At 57.6% G+C, this 17,943-nt stretch carries 18 protein-coding genes; 10 read left to right on the top strand and 8 right to left on the bottom strand.

From position 1 onward, the window contains the following. Nucleotides 1-23: 23 nt before the first annotated feature. Nucleotides 24-455: a hypothetical protein gene (locus tag W02_RS02790; protein ID WP_173044594.1), complete on the top strand. Its 432-nt coding sequence runs from the start codon at nt 24-26 to the stop codon at nt 453-455. Nucleotides 456-471: 16 nt separating this feature from the next. Here the strand turns inward: W02_RS02790 and W02_RS02785 are convergent, their stop codons facing one another. The 5 genes from W02_RS02785 to W02_RS02765 all read right to left on the bottom strand — a co-directional run bounded on the left by W02_RS02785 (nt 472) and on the right by W02_RS02765 (nt 3,590). Then, nucleotides 472-846 (bottom strand): FmdB family zinc ribbon protein, encoded by a 375-nt coding sequence (locus tag W02_RS02785; RefSeq protein WP_173044592.1) that lies wholly within the window; start codon nt 844-846, stop codon nt 472-474. Between the two features lie 19 nt (nt 847-865). Next, a complete protein-coding gene (locus W02_RS02780) occupies nt 866-2,059 on the bottom strand; it encodes a pyridoxal phosphate-dependent aminotransferase (protein ID WP_173044590.1) in 1,194 nt (397 codons plus the stop codon). Then, a complete protein-coding gene (gene coaD / locus W02_RS02775; RefSeq protein WP_173044588.1) occupies nt 2,056-2,544 on the bottom strand; it encodes a pantetheine-phosphate adenylyltransferase in 489 nt (162 codons plus the stop codon). Before coaD ends, W02_RS02780 begins: the two co-directional genes overlap by 4 nt. Next, nucleotides 2,541-3,110 (bottom strand): 16S rRNA (guanine(966)-N(2))-methyltransferase RsmD, encoded by a 570-nt coding sequence (gene rsmD, locus W02_RS02770; protein ID WP_173044586.1) that lies wholly within the window; start codon nt 3,108-3,110, stop codon nt 2,541-2,543. Before rsmD ends, coaD begins: the two co-directional genes overlap by 4 nt. Nucleotides 3,111-3,407: 297 nt before the next feature. After that, nucleotides 3,408-3,590 (bottom strand): hypothetical protein, encoded by a 183-nt coding sequence (locus tag W02_RS02765; RefSeq protein ID WP_173044584.1) that lies wholly within the window; start codon nt 3,588-3,590, stop codon nt 3,408-3,410. 184 nt (nt 3,591-3,774) lie between these two features. On the opposite strand from W02_RS02765, the gene radC reads away from it, so the two are divergent. Together radC and fusA are read left to right on the top strand one after the other, a co-directional pair. Beyond that, the gene (gene radC, locus W02_RS02760; RefSeq protein ID WP_173044582.1) at nt 3,775-4,518 is read left to right on the top strand and encodes a DNA repair protein RadC; all 744 of its coding nucleotides are present in this window, start codon (nt 3,775-3,777) and stop codon (nt 4,516-4,518) included. A 61-nt stretch (nt 4,519-4,579) separates the two neighbouring features. Next, entirely contained in the window at nt 4,580-6,676 is a 2,097-nt protein-coding gene (gene fusA, locus W02_RS02755) for an elongation factor G (RefSeq protein ID WP_173044580.1), read from the top strand. Nucleotides 6,677-6,682: 6 nt separating this feature from the next. On the opposite strand, the gene W02_RS02750 is transcribed toward fusA, so the two are convergent. From W02_RS02750 to aepX, 3 genes are all read right to left on the bottom strand, one after another. Then, nucleotides 6,683-8,074: a Do family serine endopeptidase gene (locus W02_RS02750; RefSeq protein ID WP_173044578.1), complete on the bottom strand. Its 1,392-nt coding sequence runs from the start codon at nt 8,072-8,074 to the stop codon at nt 6,683-6,685. A gap of 74 nt (nt 8,075-8,148) precedes the next feature. Then, nucleotides 8,149-8,775 (bottom strand): TrkA C-terminal domain-containing protein, encoded by a 627-nt coding sequence (locus tag W02_RS02745; RefSeq protein ID WP_173044576.1) that lies wholly within the window; start codon nt 8,773-8,775, stop codon nt 8,149-8,151. A 106-nt stretch (nt 8,776-8,881) separates the two neighbouring features. Beyond that, nucleotides 8,882-10,516, bottom strand: coding sequence for a phosphoenolpyruvate mutase (gene aepX / locus W02_RS02740; RefSeq protein WP_173044574.1), 1,635 nt, complete (start codon nt 10,514-10,516; stop codon nt 8,882-8,884). Nucleotides 10,517-10,754: 238 nt separating this feature from the next. Between aepX and W02_RS02735 the strand changes: the two genes are divergently transcribed. The 7 genes from W02_RS02735 (at nt 10,755) to W02_RS02705 (ending at nt 17,931) form a co-directional block, all read left to right on the top strand. Continuing rightward, nucleotides 10,755-11,276 carry a HugZ family protein gene (locus W02_RS02735; protein ID WP_173044572.1) on the top strand — a complete coding sequence of 174 codons (522 nt, stop codon included), beginning with the start codon at nt 10,755-10,757 and terminating at the stop codon, nt 11,274-11,276. Between the two features lie 169 nt (nt 11,277-11,445). Then, nucleotides 11,446-11,850: a VanZ family protein gene (locus tag W02_RS02730; RefSeq protein WP_173044570.1), complete on the top strand. Its 405-nt coding sequence runs from the start codon at nt 11,446-11,448 to the stop codon at nt 11,848-11,850. Nucleotides 11,851-11,866: 16 nt separating this feature from the next. After that, nucleotides 11,867-12,205, top strand: coding sequence for a PilZ domain-containing protein (locus W02_RS02725; protein WP_173044567.1), 339 nt, complete (start codon nt 11,867-11,869; stop codon nt 12,203-12,205). 108 nt (nt 12,206-12,313) lie between these two features. Beyond that, nucleotides 12,314-13,942, top strand: coding sequence for an apolipoprotein N-acyltransferase (gene lnt / locus W02_RS02720; protein ID WP_173044565.1), 1,629 nt, complete (start codon nt 12,314-12,316; stop codon nt 13,940-13,942). Nucleotides 13,943-13,959: 17 nt separating this feature from the next. After that, nucleotides 13,960-15,094 (top strand): peptide chain release factor 2 gene (gene prfB, locus W02_RS02715; protein WP_197742123.1). Its coding sequence is split into 2 segments (ribosomal slippage): nt 13,960-14,028 and nt 14,030-15,094, totalling 1,134 coding nucleotides; the frame shifts between segments, so codons are not numbered across the junction. Between the two features lie 75 nt (nt 15,095-15,169). Further along, entirely contained in the window at nt 15,170-16,651 is a 1,482-nt protein-coding gene (gene lysS / locus W02_RS02710; RefSeq protein ID WP_173044561.1) for a lysine--tRNA ligase, read from the top strand. A gap of 2 nt (nt 16,652-16,653) precedes the next feature. Further along, nucleotides 16,654-17,931: a lipoprotein-releasing ABC transporter permease subunit gene (locus W02_RS02705; protein WP_173044558.1), complete on the top strand. Its 1,278-nt coding sequence runs from the start codon at nt 16,654-16,656 to the stop codon at nt 17,929-17,931. Nucleotides 17,932-17,943 lie beyond the last annotated feature (12 nt).

The following is a 17,943-nucleotide window of genomic DNA, read 5'->3' as shown; positions in this document are numbered from 1 at the left end:
GTCGAGATTCACGGAGGAGACATATGAGAATGGCGAGAGGGTTCCGGCGTGGCGTGAGCGGTCTGCTGGCCGTGGTGTTGGTGGCCAGCCTTACGGGCTGTGATTACTGGCCTCCTGCGCTGCAGACGCAGATCGAGCAACTTCGGTCTGAACTTCAGTTGGTGACGGCAGAGAAGATGCAGTTTCAGACCCAACTGGCGTCGATCACCAAGGTGAAGGAGGATTTACAGGCCCAAGTCGATGATCTCAGCCGAGCCAACCGTGACAAGAGCACGATGATCGCTGGCCTGCAGAACACGGTCGGGACATTGCAGGAACGTCTGAACAGGTCCTCCAAATCCGGAGCGGCGAAGGCGACCCCTGCAAAATCGACCGCCGCAAAGCCCACCGGAAAATCCGCTCACAAATCTGCTGTGAAGAAGAAGCCTCAATCAAAAACGGTCCGTACCAGATAACATCGTTCCGGCCACATTACTTCGTCGTGGAAGGCGTCGTCGTCGAAGTCGTCGTCGAAGCAGCGGGTGTGGAAGCCGGGGCGCTCGGCGGTGCGGCCGATGGCGTCGCGGGAGCAGGGGAGGACGCAGGCGCTGCGGGAGCCGCCGGGGCAGATTCCTTCTTCTCACCGGTTGTCTGCGAGGCCGGGTCGCCGCTGGTCGGAGGCTTGAGTTTATCGGAATAATCGGTCACGTACCAGCCGCTGCCCTTGAACATAATGGCGGGAGACGAGATGAGTCGCTTCACCGGCTTTCCGCAACGCTCGCAGGTCGCGATCGGGTCGTCCTTGATGCTCTGCTTGACCTCGAACTTGTACGCGCACCCTTCACACAGATATTCGTAGATCGGCACCGCAGTTTCCTCCTCAGGTTCAAGTCAACTGACGCAAGGCGCCATTTAACCGTTCCAGGCCGCGCGAAATCGTATCCATGGCGGTCGCATACGAGAGTCGCACGTGTTCCTGACTGCCAAATGGTTCGCCGGGCACGACGGCAATGTGGGCGTGTTTCAGTAAATAGTTTGCAAGGTCTTGCGGGTGCGCGATCACACCGTCGGGACCCGTTTTCCCCAGCATCCTGCCGATATTCGGGAATGCGTAAAAGGCGCCGGCCGGCATCCGGCAGCTCACTCCGGAAATCTGGTTCAGACCCTTCACGATCGCCTGCCGGCGCAGCGCGAATTCTTGCACCATCTTGATGGTATAGGGTTCGCCGAGGCGAAGGGCTGCGACCGCCGCTTTCTGCGAAATCGAACAGGGGTTCGATGTGCTCTGGCTCTGAATATTGGCCATGGCCCCGATCAATTCTTTCGGCCCCGCCGCGTAGCCGATCCGCCAACCGGTCATCGCATAGGCCTTCGACACGCCATTGATGATGACGGTGCGGGCGGCAATCTCGGGACCGAGCGTAGCGATGCTGACGTGCGAGGCTCCGTCATACAGCACCTTTTCATAGATTTCATCCGAGATGATCAGCAGGTCGTGCCGCTCAGCCAGCGCGGCCACGCCTTCGAGCATCCGGCGGTCATAGGTGATGCCGGTCGGATTGCACGGACTGTTGATGATAATGGCCTTCGTACGTCGCGTGATCAGGCGTTGCAGTTCGTCCGGCCGGATAGCGTACCCGTCCGCTTCTCTTGTCGGCAGAAGCACCGCCTTGGCGTCGTTCAGAAGCGTTTGATCGGAATACGATACCCAGTACGGAGTCGGGATGATGATTTCATCTCCCTCTTCGAGCAAGGCTTCGGCCAGATTGTACAAAGAATGTTTCGCACCGCAGGAGACCAGAATCTGGGATTTTTCATACTGCAGACCCAGCTCCGTCCGCAGTTTATCGATGATGGCCGATCGCAGCTCGTCAATGCCCGACGAGGGCGTATACTTCGTAAAGCCCGCACGGATGGCAGCCTCCGCAGCGGCCTTGACCGGTTCCGGCGTATCAAAGTCCGGTTCGCCGGTCGAGAAATCGATCACGTCGATGCCCTGTGCCGCCATGGCTTTGGCCGTGGCCGCCATGGCAAGGGTCGGCGACGGGGCGATTCTTCCAACACGCGCTGCCAGCTTCATGATTTGAGACTCCGGATGCGTTCCTGCAGCCGCCGTGCAACGTCAGGGTGGAGAAACGGCGTCAAGGACCCGCCGTGCGTGGCGACATCCTTGATGATGGTTGACGAGAGATAGGAATATTCTTCACTCGGCATCAGAAACACCGTCTCGACTTTCTTCGCCAACTTTCGATTGATCAGCGCCATTTGGAATTCGTGCTCGAAGTCCGAGATCGCGCGTAGCCCTCGAATAATGCCATGCGCGCCGGATCGCTGCACATAGTCGACCAACAGGCCTTCAAATGTCACGACCTCGACCTGTCCGATATCTTTCATGACCAGCTTCACCATATCAACCCGTTCCTCGAGATTGAAGAGCGGGTGTTTCGCGGGATTCGGCGCCACGGCGACCACGACTTTATCGAATACGCGAAGGCTCCGTGTGATGATATCGGTGTGACCATGCGTAATCGGGTCGAATGTACCTGGGTAGATGCCAATTTTCATCGCGGTGAAGTACCACGCTCGGCTGGACCGTAGAGGAGCAACGCGGTGTCTCCGTATTCGTAGCGACGCAGCAGTGTTGCGTGGTCGATGGCAGGTGCGGTCGTTCGTGAGCTCTGTTCCAAAACAAGGACTCCGTCGTCGGTCATGAGGCCGCCGCGCCATAAGCGGTACAAAGGCTCCGTTTCGCCGGTTGACGCGTAAGGAGGATCGGCAAAGGCAATCTGATAAGGACCTCGCCACCAATCCTGTCGAGCCAGAAATACATCGACACGCCCTTTCCTGATATCGGTCCGATCCTTCATCCCGCACGTCTCGACATTGCGTGTGAGCAGCTGCACAGCGGCCGGATGCGATTCGACTAAGGTGACGGCCGACGCGCCGCGGCTCAATGCCTCGATTCCCACCGCGCCGGTTCCAGCGTACAGGTCGAGAAAGGAGGCATCGACAATTCGTGATCCCAGTATGGAGAACAGCGCTTCGCGTACCTTATCTGATGTCGGCCGAAACTCTACCCCTCGTGGCCCGCTCAGGCGTCGACCTCGGTGGGAGCCGGCTATGACGCGCATAAAAAATGAGGTGAGAAGGCGCTCTAGAAGTGCCAGACTCTAACATAGCGTTTTTGAAAGGGTCAAGATGACGGGTGGCCCACACCATTGTATCTTGGGGCAGATACCAGGGTGGCAAGCGGACATAATAATTTACGTTGAACCAGACAAACAGATTGCTGGCATTTTGACGACTCTCGTGACCCTGTCTATAATTCGGCCAGCGGATTTGACGGTGGGTGTGAGGGAGGCGAAAGGTAGGCTCGCATGGCGACCGCACGAGCGAACTCGGATGGTCGCCGACGCAATAAAGAAGTGTTAACGAGCTGCTGCAGCCGTCGCGGGCTGGCTGTCCCGAGCCGCCAGGCTCTTACGCCGATTGTTGGAAATGGTGCGGTCGATGATCGCGCCGCAATTGATGCATTTCCAGGCGTAGAAAATCAGAAAGAAGTCGGAGAAACGCTCAAGCATCATGAGCCCTTTGCACTTCGGACATTCCATCGAATCCTCCCAGGTTACGACGTGCACAGCTGCGCCGGATTTAAGCAAAAGCTACACCAACTTGTTCGTGTACGTAATTTCAACACGTTAGCCGTTACGTATTTGTCACCAAGCGGGCTTTAGGGGGCGAGAGGCCAGTACAAAAACGTTCAATGCATCATTTTTTTGTTCACGGAGTGCCTGGATGAAGATGAAAAGATCCGGGATCGCCATCACGCAGTGGCCTGAGACGGAGCGTCCTCGTGAACGGTTACTCTCCCGTGGTGCCAGTGCGTTATCCGATGCCCAGTTGGTTGCAATTCTGCTTCGAGTCGGTCGGCGTCAGTCTTCCGCCGTTCAGGTCGGCATGGACGTTCTGCAACGGCTCGGGGGTGTCAGAGGCCTGGGGCAGTGTGGCATTGAGGAGCTCTGCACAATACCTGGTATTGGGGCGGCCAAGGCGGCACAGCTCAAGGCAGCCATCGAACTGGGAAAGCGTGCGTTGGCCACTCCGTTGACGAAGGGAATGCGCATTTCCTCAAGCCGTGACCTCTTCGACCATTTTCATTCGTCGATGAGAGATTTGAAACACGAAATCTTCAAGGTCGTCCTTTTGGATGCCAAGCATGCGATCGTCCGGGAGGTCACCGTATCGGAAGGCAGTTTGACCCTAAGCATTGTTCATCCCCGGGAAGTTTTTGCCCTGGCTGTAAAAGAATCTGCCGCAGCCGTGATCTTTCTTCATAATCATCCTAGTGGAGACCCCACGCCCAGTCCGGAAGATCATGAGTTGACCGCTCGACTCGTATCGGCGGGAGAGCTCCTGGGAATCCGGGTCCTGGATCATGTCGTGATGGGCGATGGGCGCTATGTGAGTTTCGCCGATTGTGGGTGGCTGAATGGGAATGTGTCGTCGATGAGGCGGGAAAAGGAGTCAACACGTATGTAGGGCGTTCACCTTTTTGCGGAAGGCCCCCTGAGCGTTCCGCTATAGAGAGAGAGGAGGCCCCATGAATGAGCTAAGGACGGTATCTCTCAGAAATGTGGCCGTTGTCGGGAGTAGAGGGACAGGAAAAACCTCGCTTGCCGAGGCGTTGATGTTCACCACGGGCGCCATTCCGGCCATGGGTTCGGTTCCAACCGGCACCACCGTCTCGGATTTCGAACCGGAAGAAGTCCACCGCCACAGCTCGGTGAGCACGAGCCTCTTGCGCTGTCACTGGAATTCCACAGTCCTCACCTTCCTCGATACCCCAGGTTCCCTCAGCCTGCTCGGCGAACCCCTCACCTCGCTTGAAGCGGTTGATGCGGCGATTGTCGTGCTGACTCCTTCCGGCGGAATCCGAAGCGAGCTCATCAAAATATGGTCCCGCCTCAAGGAACGGCAACTTCCCTGCATGCTGTTCCTGAACGTGGGAGACAAAGGTTCGCCGGCATTGGACGAGCTCGATGCGGCGTGCCGCGCATCGTTCGACATGAGTCCGCTTCCAATGACCCTTCCGGCGGCGGAAGGATCGAAGCTCGAAGGCGTCCTCGATCTCGTGGAGCAAACCGTGACGCAGTCGAGCTCCGATAGCCCGAAACACCAGGCAGGTCCAGTCCCCTCTGCCATGAACCAACGGCTGGCCGAAGGAAGAAAGCGGATACAAGAGGCGGCGGCGGAAACGAACGATCAATTACTGGAACGGTACCTCTCAGCCGGCGAATTGTGTCGTGACGATGTGATTGCGGGACTTCGAACAGGCGTGCACCGGCGAATGCTGTTCCCGTTGTACTGCGGATCGGCGACGAACAATGTTGGAATCGTTCCGCTCCTCCAGGCCGTGAGCAGCTTGTTTCCGTCACCGCAGGAACGAAGTCAGCGGGTGTCTGCCGCATCGAAACACAGCACGGTGACGGCGCCACCGCGTGATCCGGCCGAGGAGCCGTTGTCCGCTCTCGTCTTTAAAACCATCATCGATCCATTTATCGGCCGCCTGTCGTACTGCAGGATTCTGTCCGGCGTCCTGCGGGCCGATACGCAAATTTTCAATGCGAGCAGGAAGGTCAAGGAAAAAGGCGGACACCTCTACACCGTCGTCGGGAAGAAACATGCGGCGGTGCCGTTTGCGGAAGCCGGTGAAATCGTGGCGATCGGAAAACTCAAGGATGCGCAGACGGGGGATACGTTGTGCGACGAGCGTGAACCGGTGACTCATCCGTGGATCGTCTTGCCACGCCCGGTCTTGTCATTTGCGATCGAGCCCAAGACCAATGCCGATATCGACAAGGTCAGTCTCGGATTGCACAAATTGATCGAAGAAGATCCGACGCTGGACTTCTCCCGGCATGCCGACACGAAAGAGATGGTTTTGAGTGGGCTTGGACAGTTGCAGATCGATGTCGCGCTGGAAAAACTTCACCGGAAGTATGGAGCCGATGTCGTCATTCACACCCCCAAGATTCCGTATCGGGAAACCATTCGCGGTTCCGCCCAAGCGCAGGGAAAATACAAAAAACAGACCGGGGGACACGGACAGTATGGAGATTGCTGGCTCGATGTGTTGCCGCTCGGACGGGGGGAGGGGTTTGTCTTCGAGAATAAGGTGGTTGGCGGCGTCATCCCGCGCAACTTCATTCCGGCGGTCGAGAAGGGCGTCATCGAGGCCATGCAGCATGGAATTCTGGCCGGATTTCCAGTAGTCGATATGCGGGTCGCGGTGTACGACGGTTCCTACCACGTGGTGGATTCGTCGGAAATGTCGTTCAAGATCGCGGCATCGATGGCTTTCAAAAAAGCCGTCGAGGCGGCGCATCCGGTCCTCTTGGAGCCGATGATGACGATCGAAGTCGATGCTCCCGCCGACCATATCGGAGCGGTCATCGGAGATCTGAATGCGCGACGCGGGCGTATTCTTCATGTCGAAGCCAGAGGCCAGGCCGAACTCGTCAAGGCGATCGTTCCGCTGGCTGAAATCCTGACCTATACGACGGCGCTGAACTCGCTGACGGGCGGGGCGGGGAGCTATGTCATGGAACTGTCTCGGTATGACGAGGTCCCCCGTGAGATCGCCTCACGGGTGATTGAGGAGCACAAAGCGTCGAGGCAGACGGTGACCGCGCATTGAGGCTGCTCAGTGGTCGCCGGATTTCAGCACGACATAGAACGCCCGGCTTTCCCGGAGCACGCGGAGCAGGACGGTTTCGCCGCGGCGGACTTTGGCAATCACCGCGGTAAATTCGCCGACAGAGCCGACGTCGATACGATTGACTTCCTTGATCAGGTCCCCCTCGCGCAGTCCCTCCGAGTGGGCGAGGCTGCCGGATTCCACGCGCGTGATCAGGACGCCTCTGCTCTCGCGGAGTTTGAATTTCTCGGCCAGGGCGGCCGTGAGATCCTGGAGATCCAATCCGAGTTTGGCATCGGTCCGAGACTGGGGCAGTGAGGCGACGACTGGCTGGTCTCGGCGCTCCGTCAATGCGACATCGAGCACCATCCGCTGCCGGTTCCGGACGACCTCGACTTTTGTCGTGGCGCCGGGCAGCAGTCCGGCCACCACTCGGGACAGGCGGTTGGGGGTGTCAACCACGGCTCCCTCGATGCGAGTAATGACGTCGCCGGGTTTGATCCCGGCGGCGGCGGCGGGATCGCGTTCGAACACCTCATTGACCAGCACGCCTTCGTTCTCCGTGACTCCGAATTTCCGTGCCAGCTCGGGCGTCAAGGGTTGGATGCCCACGCCCAACCACCCTCGGACGACGCGTCCCTGGGCAAGCAGCTGTTGGAGCACCTGCTTGGCCATGTTGGAGGGAATCGCGAATCCGATGCCTTGGGCGAAGTTGATGATGGCAGTATTGATGCCGATCACTTCACCGCGCAGATTGAAGAGCGGGCCGCCGGAGTTGCCCGGGTTGATCGAGGCATCGGTCTGAATGAAATTTTCATAACGCGAGAGGTTCACATTCTCGCGGCCGATGCCGCTGACCACGCCCAATGTGACCGTGCGGTCTAATCCAAACGGATTTCCCACGGCGAGCACCCATTGACCGACTCGAACGCCGGAAGAGTCTCCGAACTTGGCGCTGGGCAGGGGATGATCGACGGTGACTTTCAATACGGCCAGGTCGGTGTCGGGGTCTTTCCCTACAACCTGTGCGATAAGTTTGGACTTGTCAGAAAGGCGAACTTCGATTTCGGCCGCATCTCCGATGACGTGATTGTTGGTGATGATATGTCCTTCCGGGTCGACGATGACGCCGGATCCGGACCCGGAGGGGTTTGGAGCACGGTCTTGGAGGAAATCCCGGCCTTTCCCGGTGGTGACCGGGAAGAGATTGACCACGGACGGTTTGGCTGTCTCAGCCAGTTCCGAAATGGCCGTCTGGATGTCTTCGAGAAGCTGCAGCCCGGTCGACGCGTTGCCGACGGATGCGCCGGCGTCGCGGATACCGACCGGACCGAGACAGGCGGCGCTCACACAAACGAGCGCCCACCCGGCACGTATAGCAAGCTTGAGACGCACCATCTACTCCTGTATGTCCAGTCTACAACACAATCCCCATAAAACTCATGGGGCCGGATGATTCACCGGGGGCGGGATCAGGCAGTCTTGACGCGACGCACCGGTGCAAACCAGGCGGCCAGCGCCTCAAGGTCCGATCGAGCGGCGATGACGATGACGACATCATCCCGGCGAAAAGGAATGGTATCGGACGGCGTGAGAAGAAACGGTCCCCGAAAAATCGTGAACAACCTGACAGATCCTGGAACGTCTGATGTGCTCTTGCCGACGGCTGCGCTCCCGTCAGCCACGATGAAGCGCTCCAATGAAACGCCGCGCAGACCCAGGTCGCGCTGGAGGGTCAGAAGATTCTCGTGCACGGTCTCCATCTTCAGTTCCCGTATTTGGCTGTCCAAGACAATCAAGGTTTGCTTCAGTTCATGCACGCGATCGACTGACAACTTAAATGTATTGTCGAGGTCTATGACCCTCGTCTCTTGTGCTTTAGGTGAAAATGACTTGCTGGGTGACGCATCGGCAATCAGGCGCCCGAGTTCGCCTTGGACGGACTCGATTTGGCTCAAAAGGCTGGCGGCCTGTGCATGAAGACGAAGGATTTGTACCTTGCGATTGACCCGTTCGGCGATGGCGAGCACGGATTCGTAAACCGCGTTGCCGGTCAAGGACAGCTCTTTTTGGAGACGACCGAGGAATTCCAGTGACATGGAAAAACTACAAAATTAATGTCCGATAAGACTTATTATGTAAACTCGTAGTTTTGAGTCCGTACGCGCATTCTCAGGTTTGGCATCGACTACCTTCAGCGTTGATTCAAAATGATCCCGCCGTAATCACGTCATCCAGACTGTTAATGTCAAGCCAATGTCCCGCCGTGTAAATAACACGGACTTGCTGCCCACGGCTCACAAGTTCTTGAAGCAGTTTTGGGATGCCGGCTCTTTCATTGCCGCTGCGGGCCTGCATCTCTTCCACGATGAGCTGCAAGCTGCCTACGGCTGTCGATGCGACTTTGAGAAATCCCATCCATACGCCGTGGGTCAATTCGGCAGGAAGATTGTTTCCGAGTTGCTTCAGATAAATCGTAGCATTAAATGCTTTGCGCGAATTCGGATTGGTGCACTCCACAAAGCCCCCAAGCCGCGCATAGCCGGTATGATTCTTCCAGTCGCTGTCGACGAAAATGACATAGTCATCTTTTTCCTGGCACAACGCTTGAGGAATGTACTTGTGAAAGAGCACGTCACCGTATGAAATGACGAGGTCCTGTTGCAGATTCGTCTGCCGGCGAAGCGCGATGGCCAAGGAGGTCAGTTCTCCGGTCTGAGCGAATGCGTCGTTGTCGACGTAAGTGAGATTAGGCAGCGCGACCGCATCCTTTTGGTATCCCCGTACGACCACGATGTCCTTGATGCCGACGGCGTTGTAGGAATCCACAATGTGTCCCAAGATCGGAATGCCTTGAACGGCGACCATCGTCTTCGGGCGGTCCTTCGTGAGATCTCCGAGTTCATCGCCACGTGAAGCCGCCAGGATGATTGCCCGCGTGTTCTCTGCGCCTCGTGGTAAATAACGTTCTTCGGCTTCCTGCAACTCTGCGGCATTCTGGAGCCGGAAAATTTCCGCGACCGGGACCACCCGGTCTTCGATCGAAAGAAGATGCTCGCTGGTCTTCAACTGTCGCGCCGTCTTCTGCATGGCGGACACGGCTGCCCGCAACATATGATTCGCCCAGATCACCATCGACATGCCGTGCTGGCGGAACACGTCCGTCGGCGTGGCATAGTACTTCGTCGGCACAATGACCACCGGACATCGGTTCCCCCACTCCCGTTTGAAGGCCAACACTTCGTCCGGCACGGACAGCGCGCTATGGATCAAAATGCCGTCCGCTCCGGCCTGATGGTAGGCTTCTGCCCGCCGCAACGCTTCGGCCAGACCCCATCCGCAGATGAAGGCTTCGACTCTTGCAATCAAAGAGAAATCAGGATCGGTCTGGGCATCTTTGCCGGCTTTGATCTTGCCGCAGAATTCCTGCATGTCCGCGAGCGGTTGGGCGGACCCTTTCAGAAAGCTGTTTGTTTTTGGAAATAGCTTGTCCTCGATGCAGACTGCCGCGATTCTTCGTTGCTCAAGCTTGCGAATCAACCGCTGCATGTTGTTGAAATTTCCGTAGCCGGTATCTCCGTCCAAGAGGATGGGGATCTTGACGGCATCGGACATGAACTCCAATACTTCCAGGACCTGAGTCCAGCTGGCTTCATTGTTATCGCGCACGCCAAGCTGGGCTGAAATGGAGAGCCCGCTGGCCCAAATTCCTGCGAAGCCTGCTTCCTGAACGATGCGGGCGCTGATCCCATTGTGGGCTTCGCAAAGGAAGGTGAGTTCGCTCGATTCGAGCAGTTCTCGAAAACGCCCGGCAGGGTTGAGGTCTGGTACGGCGCTCATGGTGTCCGTGGCCCTCTCTTCGTGTCGGCACAGTAATCGCCGCGATAGATCCTGTCAATAGTAGCTCACGCAGGATCTCTTGTGCGGTATGTCGGCGGATCATACTCTGCGGAACCATTGCGCCCTATCCGTCTTATCCGTGACAGGGAACCGTGTCGTTGATTACTATGCGAGGTGGGTCTCGACGACGCTCGCGGCAGCATGCTATGGACGCACTCGATCATGAGGAGACATGGATATGAGTCATCTCTCTGAGCCGCTGGATCGAAAGGCCGTACAAGCCGCATGGCAGGCATTGGCGGCGGGCGTGAGAACGGCGGTCCTGCTCACGATGCGGGATGGACTTCCGTTCGGTTCGCATGTGCCGTACGTATTCGGTGATGATTGGACCAGGGCCTATCTCCATCTCAGCCGGCTCGCTCTGCACACCCGGCATCTCCTGCAAGATGCGCGGCTCTCCTTGTTTATATCCGAGCCGGATGAGCCAGAAAAAAATCCGCTTGCGTTGCGTCGAATGAACCTTCAAGGCACGGGCGCCGTGCTTTCTCCGGATTGCTCCGCCTATGCGACGGTGAAGGCCCGTTATCTCTCCCGCTTTCCCCAGTCTGCGATCATGTTTGGATTCGGTGATTTTGATGTCTGGGAACTTCAACTGCATGACGCTCACGTGGTTCTCGGTTTCGGTCAAGCCTATCTGTGCGGTTCGGCTGCGCCGCTGGAATGGATCCATCAAAAGCCGGAACAAAAACGGCAGGACTGAATCCCCCCTTCGAAAGAAGAAACCCCGTCCCGTCTCACGCACGACAACCTCCCCTACGCGAGTTTCGATCGATCTTCCGCAGGTCTTTGCCCCCTACCAATGAACAATGGTTTGTCCGCCCTGTCTTTCTGTACCTTCCGGTTGACAGCCTCATAACGAGGAGCGCTCCATGGGATTAATTTCCGCCGGTGCCTACATGTGTCTCTTGTATCTCGGGGCGATGATCGCACCAGGAGTCGGATTCAGCGGGCATCTGATGGTCCAGGTTCCCTGGTTCGTGCTGAATGGCGCCCACGTCCCTGCTTACGGAGTACTCGCCTACCTGCTGATGCGACAACTGGAACAGCGGTCCTGGCCATTGTCCTATGCCCTCCTGACGGGGTCGTCTGCAGCACTGGTCTTTGGTCTCTGGACCGAAATCCGGCAGGGCACCGTTGACGGCCGGTTTCCATCCTCGGATGATCTGCTGCTCGACGCGACCGGCGTGGTCATTGCAGCCGTTATCCTCAAAATCCGCGCGGGACGGAAACAACATCCCTGTCCCGATCCTGTCGTCTCACGACCATCCAGTTGATGAGGAGTGCGAATCGATGCTGTGTCATGCCGATAAGCGGACGAGTCTGCGAGTGCCGATTGCTTGTGCGGTCTATTATTCAGACGGAGCATTCCATGCGAGCGGCGTCACCGCCAACCTGACGCATCAAGGGGGATGCCTGCGGGGATCGCACGCGGTTCGCGTCGGGATGGTTCTTACGGTGCTGCTCATTCCTCCGACGCAAGCTGCCCTGCTGATCAGAAGAGCGACGGTCCGATGGGTGCAGGACCGACAGTTCGGGGTACAACTCGATCAGGACGATTCCACGACGTCCTGGGAGCTCGACCAAATCGCATTTGATCAGGAGGGGCCTCTCTCCTTTATGACGCACTGACGGACAGCGGCGGACTGTGAATCGAGCGATACGCTTCTTCCTCCGACCTCTCTCGCATGCCTTGGCCCTCGGTTGCATCACAATGGACCTTCCGCTAAGTTAGGCCTAATGCGTGACCGGCCCGTTCGCCCGATTATCCTCGCCAGCGCGAGCGGCATATTGCTCCCCTTGTGCTTCCCCAGATTCGATCTCGGCCTGTTGGCCTGGATCTCGCTGATCCCCTTGCATCTCGCCCTTGATGGAAGCAGCCGATGGACAGCCTTCCGTTTGGGGTGGCTCACCGGGACCATTGGCTTTACCGGGATCATGTCATGGGTGGTGACTGCCATGCATACGTATGGAAAGGTCCCCCTATTGGTCAGCTATGCCATCATGCTGCTGCTGACCGTCTATCTCGGGCTGTTCGTCGCACTGTACTCCGCGGGACTGGTATGGTTCCGTTCATTGGTGCCGAGGTATGGCCTGTTTGCGGCGCCCTGCCTCTGGGTGAGCCTCGAGCTTGTGCGGACCTACCTGTTCAGCGGATTACCCTGGTCTCTGCTGGGGTATTCGCAATATCGACAGATCGACGTGATTCAAATCGCGGATCATCTTGGCGTGTACGGGGTTTCGTTCTTGATCGTATTAGTGAATGTGGCGGTGGCGGAGCTCATTGCCTGGCTGATGCCGCTGTTTCGGGGGTTCGTTCCGGCCCGTCTACCGTGGGAATTGGTCACGACGTCGGCCATCTTGGTCGGTCTGTCCTGGGCATACAGTACGTCGCTGATTGTCAGCGAAGAACGTCGTGTACCGAAGAGCCTGTTGCGCGTCGGTGTCGTTCAACCGAATGTCGACCAGGCTATGAAATGGGACAAGGCTTATCGTGATGAGACGCTCAAGCGGTACGACCGCCTGACGGAAACCCTCGGCGCCGGAACCGATCTTGTGGTCTGGCCGGAAGCGGCGACACCCTTTCTGTACGAGCGTGAACCGCTCTACCAGCTTCAGTTATTGGCCATCGCCCACCGCGCGGGCGCTCCCCTCCTCTTCGGTAGTCCGGCCGTTCGTTTCAATGCCGATAAGAAACCGTTTTTGCTGAACAGCGCGTACTTTCTCTCACCCCAGGGGGCTCTACTGGGGCGATACGACAAACAGCACCTGGTTCCGTTCGGCGAGTACATTCCATTAAAGTCGTCTGTGCTGTTCTTTCTCGACAAGTTGGTCGAAGGCATCGGCGATTTCGAGGCCGGTCCCGGGCCGACGGTCTTTTCGTTTACACCCAAGACGCCTGTGCCGGGACAAACCGATGCCGCAGTGACTCGAACCGTCAAGTTCGGCGTGGTCATCTGCTACGAAGTTATCTTTCCCGACCTGGTTCGCCGGTTTGCCGCCAATGGCGCGGAATTTCTTGTGACGATTACGAATGATGCCTGGTTCGGAGATTCGTCCGCGCCCATGCAACATTTCTCGATGGTCGTCTTCCGCTCCGTCGAAAATCATCTGGCATTTGCCCGTTCGGCCAACACGGGGATATCCGGGTTTATCGATCCGTTCGGACGGATCATCCGGGCCTCCCCTATTTTTACGGAGGAGGCGTTCCACGCCGAAATTCCCGCGCTTCAGTCCCGGACCTTCTACAGCCGGCACGGGGATGTGTTTGCCTACGGGTGTGTGCTAATCTCGCTCATTCTGATTCTGTTTGGGTTATTCCGCACGGAAGGACCGGCCCACAGTACAGTCGCGGCGACCCCCGTGTAGCCAGAAAGGACCGTTCGATGTTGGATGACATTCGTGCCCGTGTGCGCGCGGTGAGTGAACAGGTCTCCGAACTTCGGGGGCATCTTTGACTTCGCCCGCATGACCTCTGAACTGGAAGAGCTGGAACAACACACCGCACAACCCGGTTTTTGGACGAACGCGCAGGCGGCCGCCAAGGTCAGCCGAAAGAAAGTCGCGCTCGAACGCGAACTGCAGCAGTGGCGTGAGATCGAAGGGAAAATGGGCGACCTGGGCGCATTATTGGAACTTGCAGGGGAAAGCGAGGACGCCGGCCTCCAACAGGAGCTCGAAGTCGAGCTGGCACGGCTGGAGCCGCGCTTGGCGGCGATGCATATCGAGCATCTTCTGTCCGGGGAGCTTGATCCGAACAACGCGATTCTTGCCATCCATCCCGGTGCCGGAGGTACGGAATCTCAGGACTGGGCCGAGATGCTGTTACGCATGTACGTTCGATGGGCGGAGACCAAGTCGTATAAGGTCGAAACCTTGGATCTGCAAGCCGGCGACGAGGCCGGCATCAAGAGTGTCACGATTGCTGTGACGGGTCCCTATGCCTACGGCTATTTGAAGGCCGAGGCCGGAGTCCACCGGCTGGTCCGTATTTCGCCGTTCGACTCGAACAAGCGACGCCATACGTCTTTCGCGTCGGTCTTCGTCTATCCCGAATTGAACGACGACGTCGAGGTGGCGATCGAGGACAAGGATCTTAAAATCGATACCTTCCGTGCCGGCGGGGCGGGAGGACAGAATGTGAACAAGGTCGAGACGGCGATTCGCATCACTCACCTGCCGACGGGAATTGTCGTGCAATGCCAAAATGAGCGCTCGCAACTCCAGAATCGAAACGGCGCCATGAAAATTTTGAAGGCACGTCTGTTCGAGCTGGAGCAGAAGAAAAAGGAAGCGGAATTCAACGCGATCGTCGGAGAAAAAAAGGACATTGCCTGGGGCAGTCAGATCCGATCGTATGTCTTTCAACCCTATCAAATGGTCAAGGACCACCGGACGGGGTTTGAGACCGGGAACGTGTCTGCCGTCATGGACGGCGATGTGGATGGATTTATCCAGGCCTACCTCAAGAAAAAACTCTCCGGAAATCTCGTCGCTCCGGCATCCGCCGCCGATGAATAATGTCGCGGCTATATCCGCATCTCGACGACCGACATTCACACCAGAGGTCCGGCCCGGCAAAGATATGGGTGACGCATGGATGAGTTGAATGAACAGCGGGAGCAACGCATCAAGAAGTTGGCCCACCTCCGGACAGCCGGCGTCGCCCCATATGGCGCGCGGTTTGAGGTCAAGGATCGTGCGGGAGCGCTGATCGCGGGGCATGGAGACAAGTCGAAAGAACTGTTGGAGCAAGAACGGGTTTCGGCCACATTCGCCGGTCGAGTGGTGGCCCTCCGCCGGTTCGGCAAAGCCGGGTTCGCGGTTCTTCAGGATGGAGCCGACCGCCTCCAGGTGTATTTGAAAAAGGATCTCCTGACCGACCAGGCGTATGCCGTCGTCGAGCAATTGGATCTTGGTGATTGGCTTGGAGTCACCGGAATCCTCTTTCGGACAAAAACCAACGAGCTGACGGTCGAAGTTCGAGAATTGGCATTCTTGAGCAAAGCGCTCCGGCCATTGCCGGAAAAGTGGCATGGCTTGACGGACGTCGAGACGCGCTATCGGCAACGCTACGTCGATCTGATCGCGAACCCCGATGTCCATGCGATCTTTGCGACGCGAAGCAGGATCATTGCCGGGATCAGAGCGTTTCTGATCGAACGCGGGTTCTTGGAAGTGGAAACGCCGATGATGCATCCGATCCCGGGCGGCGCCGCGGCCAAACCGTTCGTCACGCATCATAACGCACTGGGGGTGGACCTCTATCTTCGCATCGCGCCGGAACTGTATCTGAAGCGATTGATCGTCGGAGGATTTCCCCGGGTATTTGAAATCAATCGGAATTTTCGTAACGAAGGTATCTCAACGATTCACAATCCTGAATTCACGATGCTGGAGTTCTATATCGCCTATGCCGACTATCAGGATTTGATCAGGCTGACCGAAGAATTAATCGGCTCGTTGGCGCTTCAAGTTTTGGGCAAGACGGTCATCGAGTACCAGGGCAAAGAAGTCAATCTGACGCCGCCGTGGCGGCGCTGGTCGTACCATCAGGCGATCATGGAAGTGAACGGGCTGGATGCTTCCGACTTGCGGGATAAGGATAAAGCCGTCGCGGCTGCCAAACGCCTTCGTGTCCCGGTCGATCCTGCGTGGCCCTTGTTCAACATCGTCAATGAAATGTTCGAGGAAACGGTCGAGCCGAATCTCCAGCAACCGACGTTCATCACGGATTATCCGATTGCCATCTCCCCGCTGGCGCGACGGAAGGATGCGGACCCGGCGCTGACGGATCGCTTTGAACTGTATATCGCCGGACGTGAGATCGCGAACGCCTTTTCAGAGTTGAACGATCCGTTGGACCAGCGGGAACGGTTCGAAGGACAGGCGGCGCAGCGTGCCGCCGGCGATGAGGAAGCCCATCTCGTCGACGAGGATTTCTTGCGGGCGTTGGAATACGGGATGCCTCCGACGGCCGGGGAAGGCATCGGGATCGATCGCCTGATCATGCTGTTTACGAACCAGGCTTCCATTCGCGATGTCGTGCTGTTTCCCCAGCTTCGCCCTGAGAAATAGCGATGGCTCTCCCCTACGAAATCATCGTCGGATTGCGGTATCTGCGGGCCAAGCGCCGCAACCGGACGATCTCCTTGAACACGGTCGTCTCGATTACCGGCATCACGCTGGGGGTGGCGGCGCTCATCGGCACCGTCGGGATCATGACGGGGTTCAGGGAGGACATTCAGGAAAAGATCGTCGGCACCACGGCCCATGTGATGGTCCAAGACCGTATGAAAGACTCCATGGGTGACTATCAGGCGGTGGCGGACAAGGCTGAGGCCGTGCCGGAGGTTGTGGCCGCTACGCCCTTTATCTTGAAGCAGGTGATGCTCACGACGCAGTCCGGGGCGCAGGGAGTCATCCTCCGCGGGATTGATCCTACGCGGGAGCGCCGGGTCACGGACCTCGAGAAAAATCTCTCGTCGGGTGATCTCGGCGCGCTGCAACAACCGGTGAAGGTCAACCTTCCCCCACCGGACAATCCCAACGGACCTCTCCAGACGTCGGAAAAGCCGGCCATTATTCTCGGCAAAGAGCTCGCCCTCCGCTTAGGAGCCTTTCCCGGCGACGTCGTCAGCGTCGTGTCGCCGGTCGGCCCGCTCAGCGCCATGGGTATGGTGCCGAAGATCCGCACGTTCGCGGTGGTTGGTGTCTTTCATTCCGGCATGAATGAATATGACTCCTCGATGGCCTACATCGATCTGGCGGAGGCGCAGAAATTCTTCAACATGGGTGAAACGGCAACCGGCGTCGAAATCAAAGTGATCGATATGTTCCGGGCCAACGAGGTCGCGCGGGCGGTCGAGCGGACACTGGGATTCGCCTACGGCGCTCGCGACTGGATGCAGATGAACCGGAACCTGCTCTCCGCGCTTAAGCTGGAAAAGACGATGATGTTCTTGCTGCTGATCCTGATCACGATCGTGGCCTCGTTCAACATCGTCAGTACGCTCACCATGATCGTGACCGAGAAGCAGAAGGAAATCGCCATTCTGAAGGCCATGGGCGCGACGCGAAAAAGCATTCGGCGTATTTTTATGCTCAATGGGTTGATCATCGGATTGTCCGGTACGGCGATCGGTATTCCCGTGGGATATGCCTTTCTCTGGTTGATCCAAACGTTTTGGACCTTCGATCCAACGGTCTATTCGATTACCAAGATTCCCGTACATGTGCTGGCAGAGGACGTCTTGCTCGTCGCGGGGTCGGCCATTCTGATCAGCCTGGCGGCGACCGTCTATCCATCTCTCCAAGCGGCGAAACTGGAGCCGGTATCGGCACTCCGCTACGAATAACGCCGATGCGTT

The organism is Nitrospira sp. KM1, assembly GCF_011405515.1.
GTDB lineage: Bacteria > Nitrospirota > Nitrospiria > Nitrospirales > Nitrospiraceae > Nitrospira_C.
This window is presented reverse-complemented; position numbering and strand designations above follow the sequence as displayed.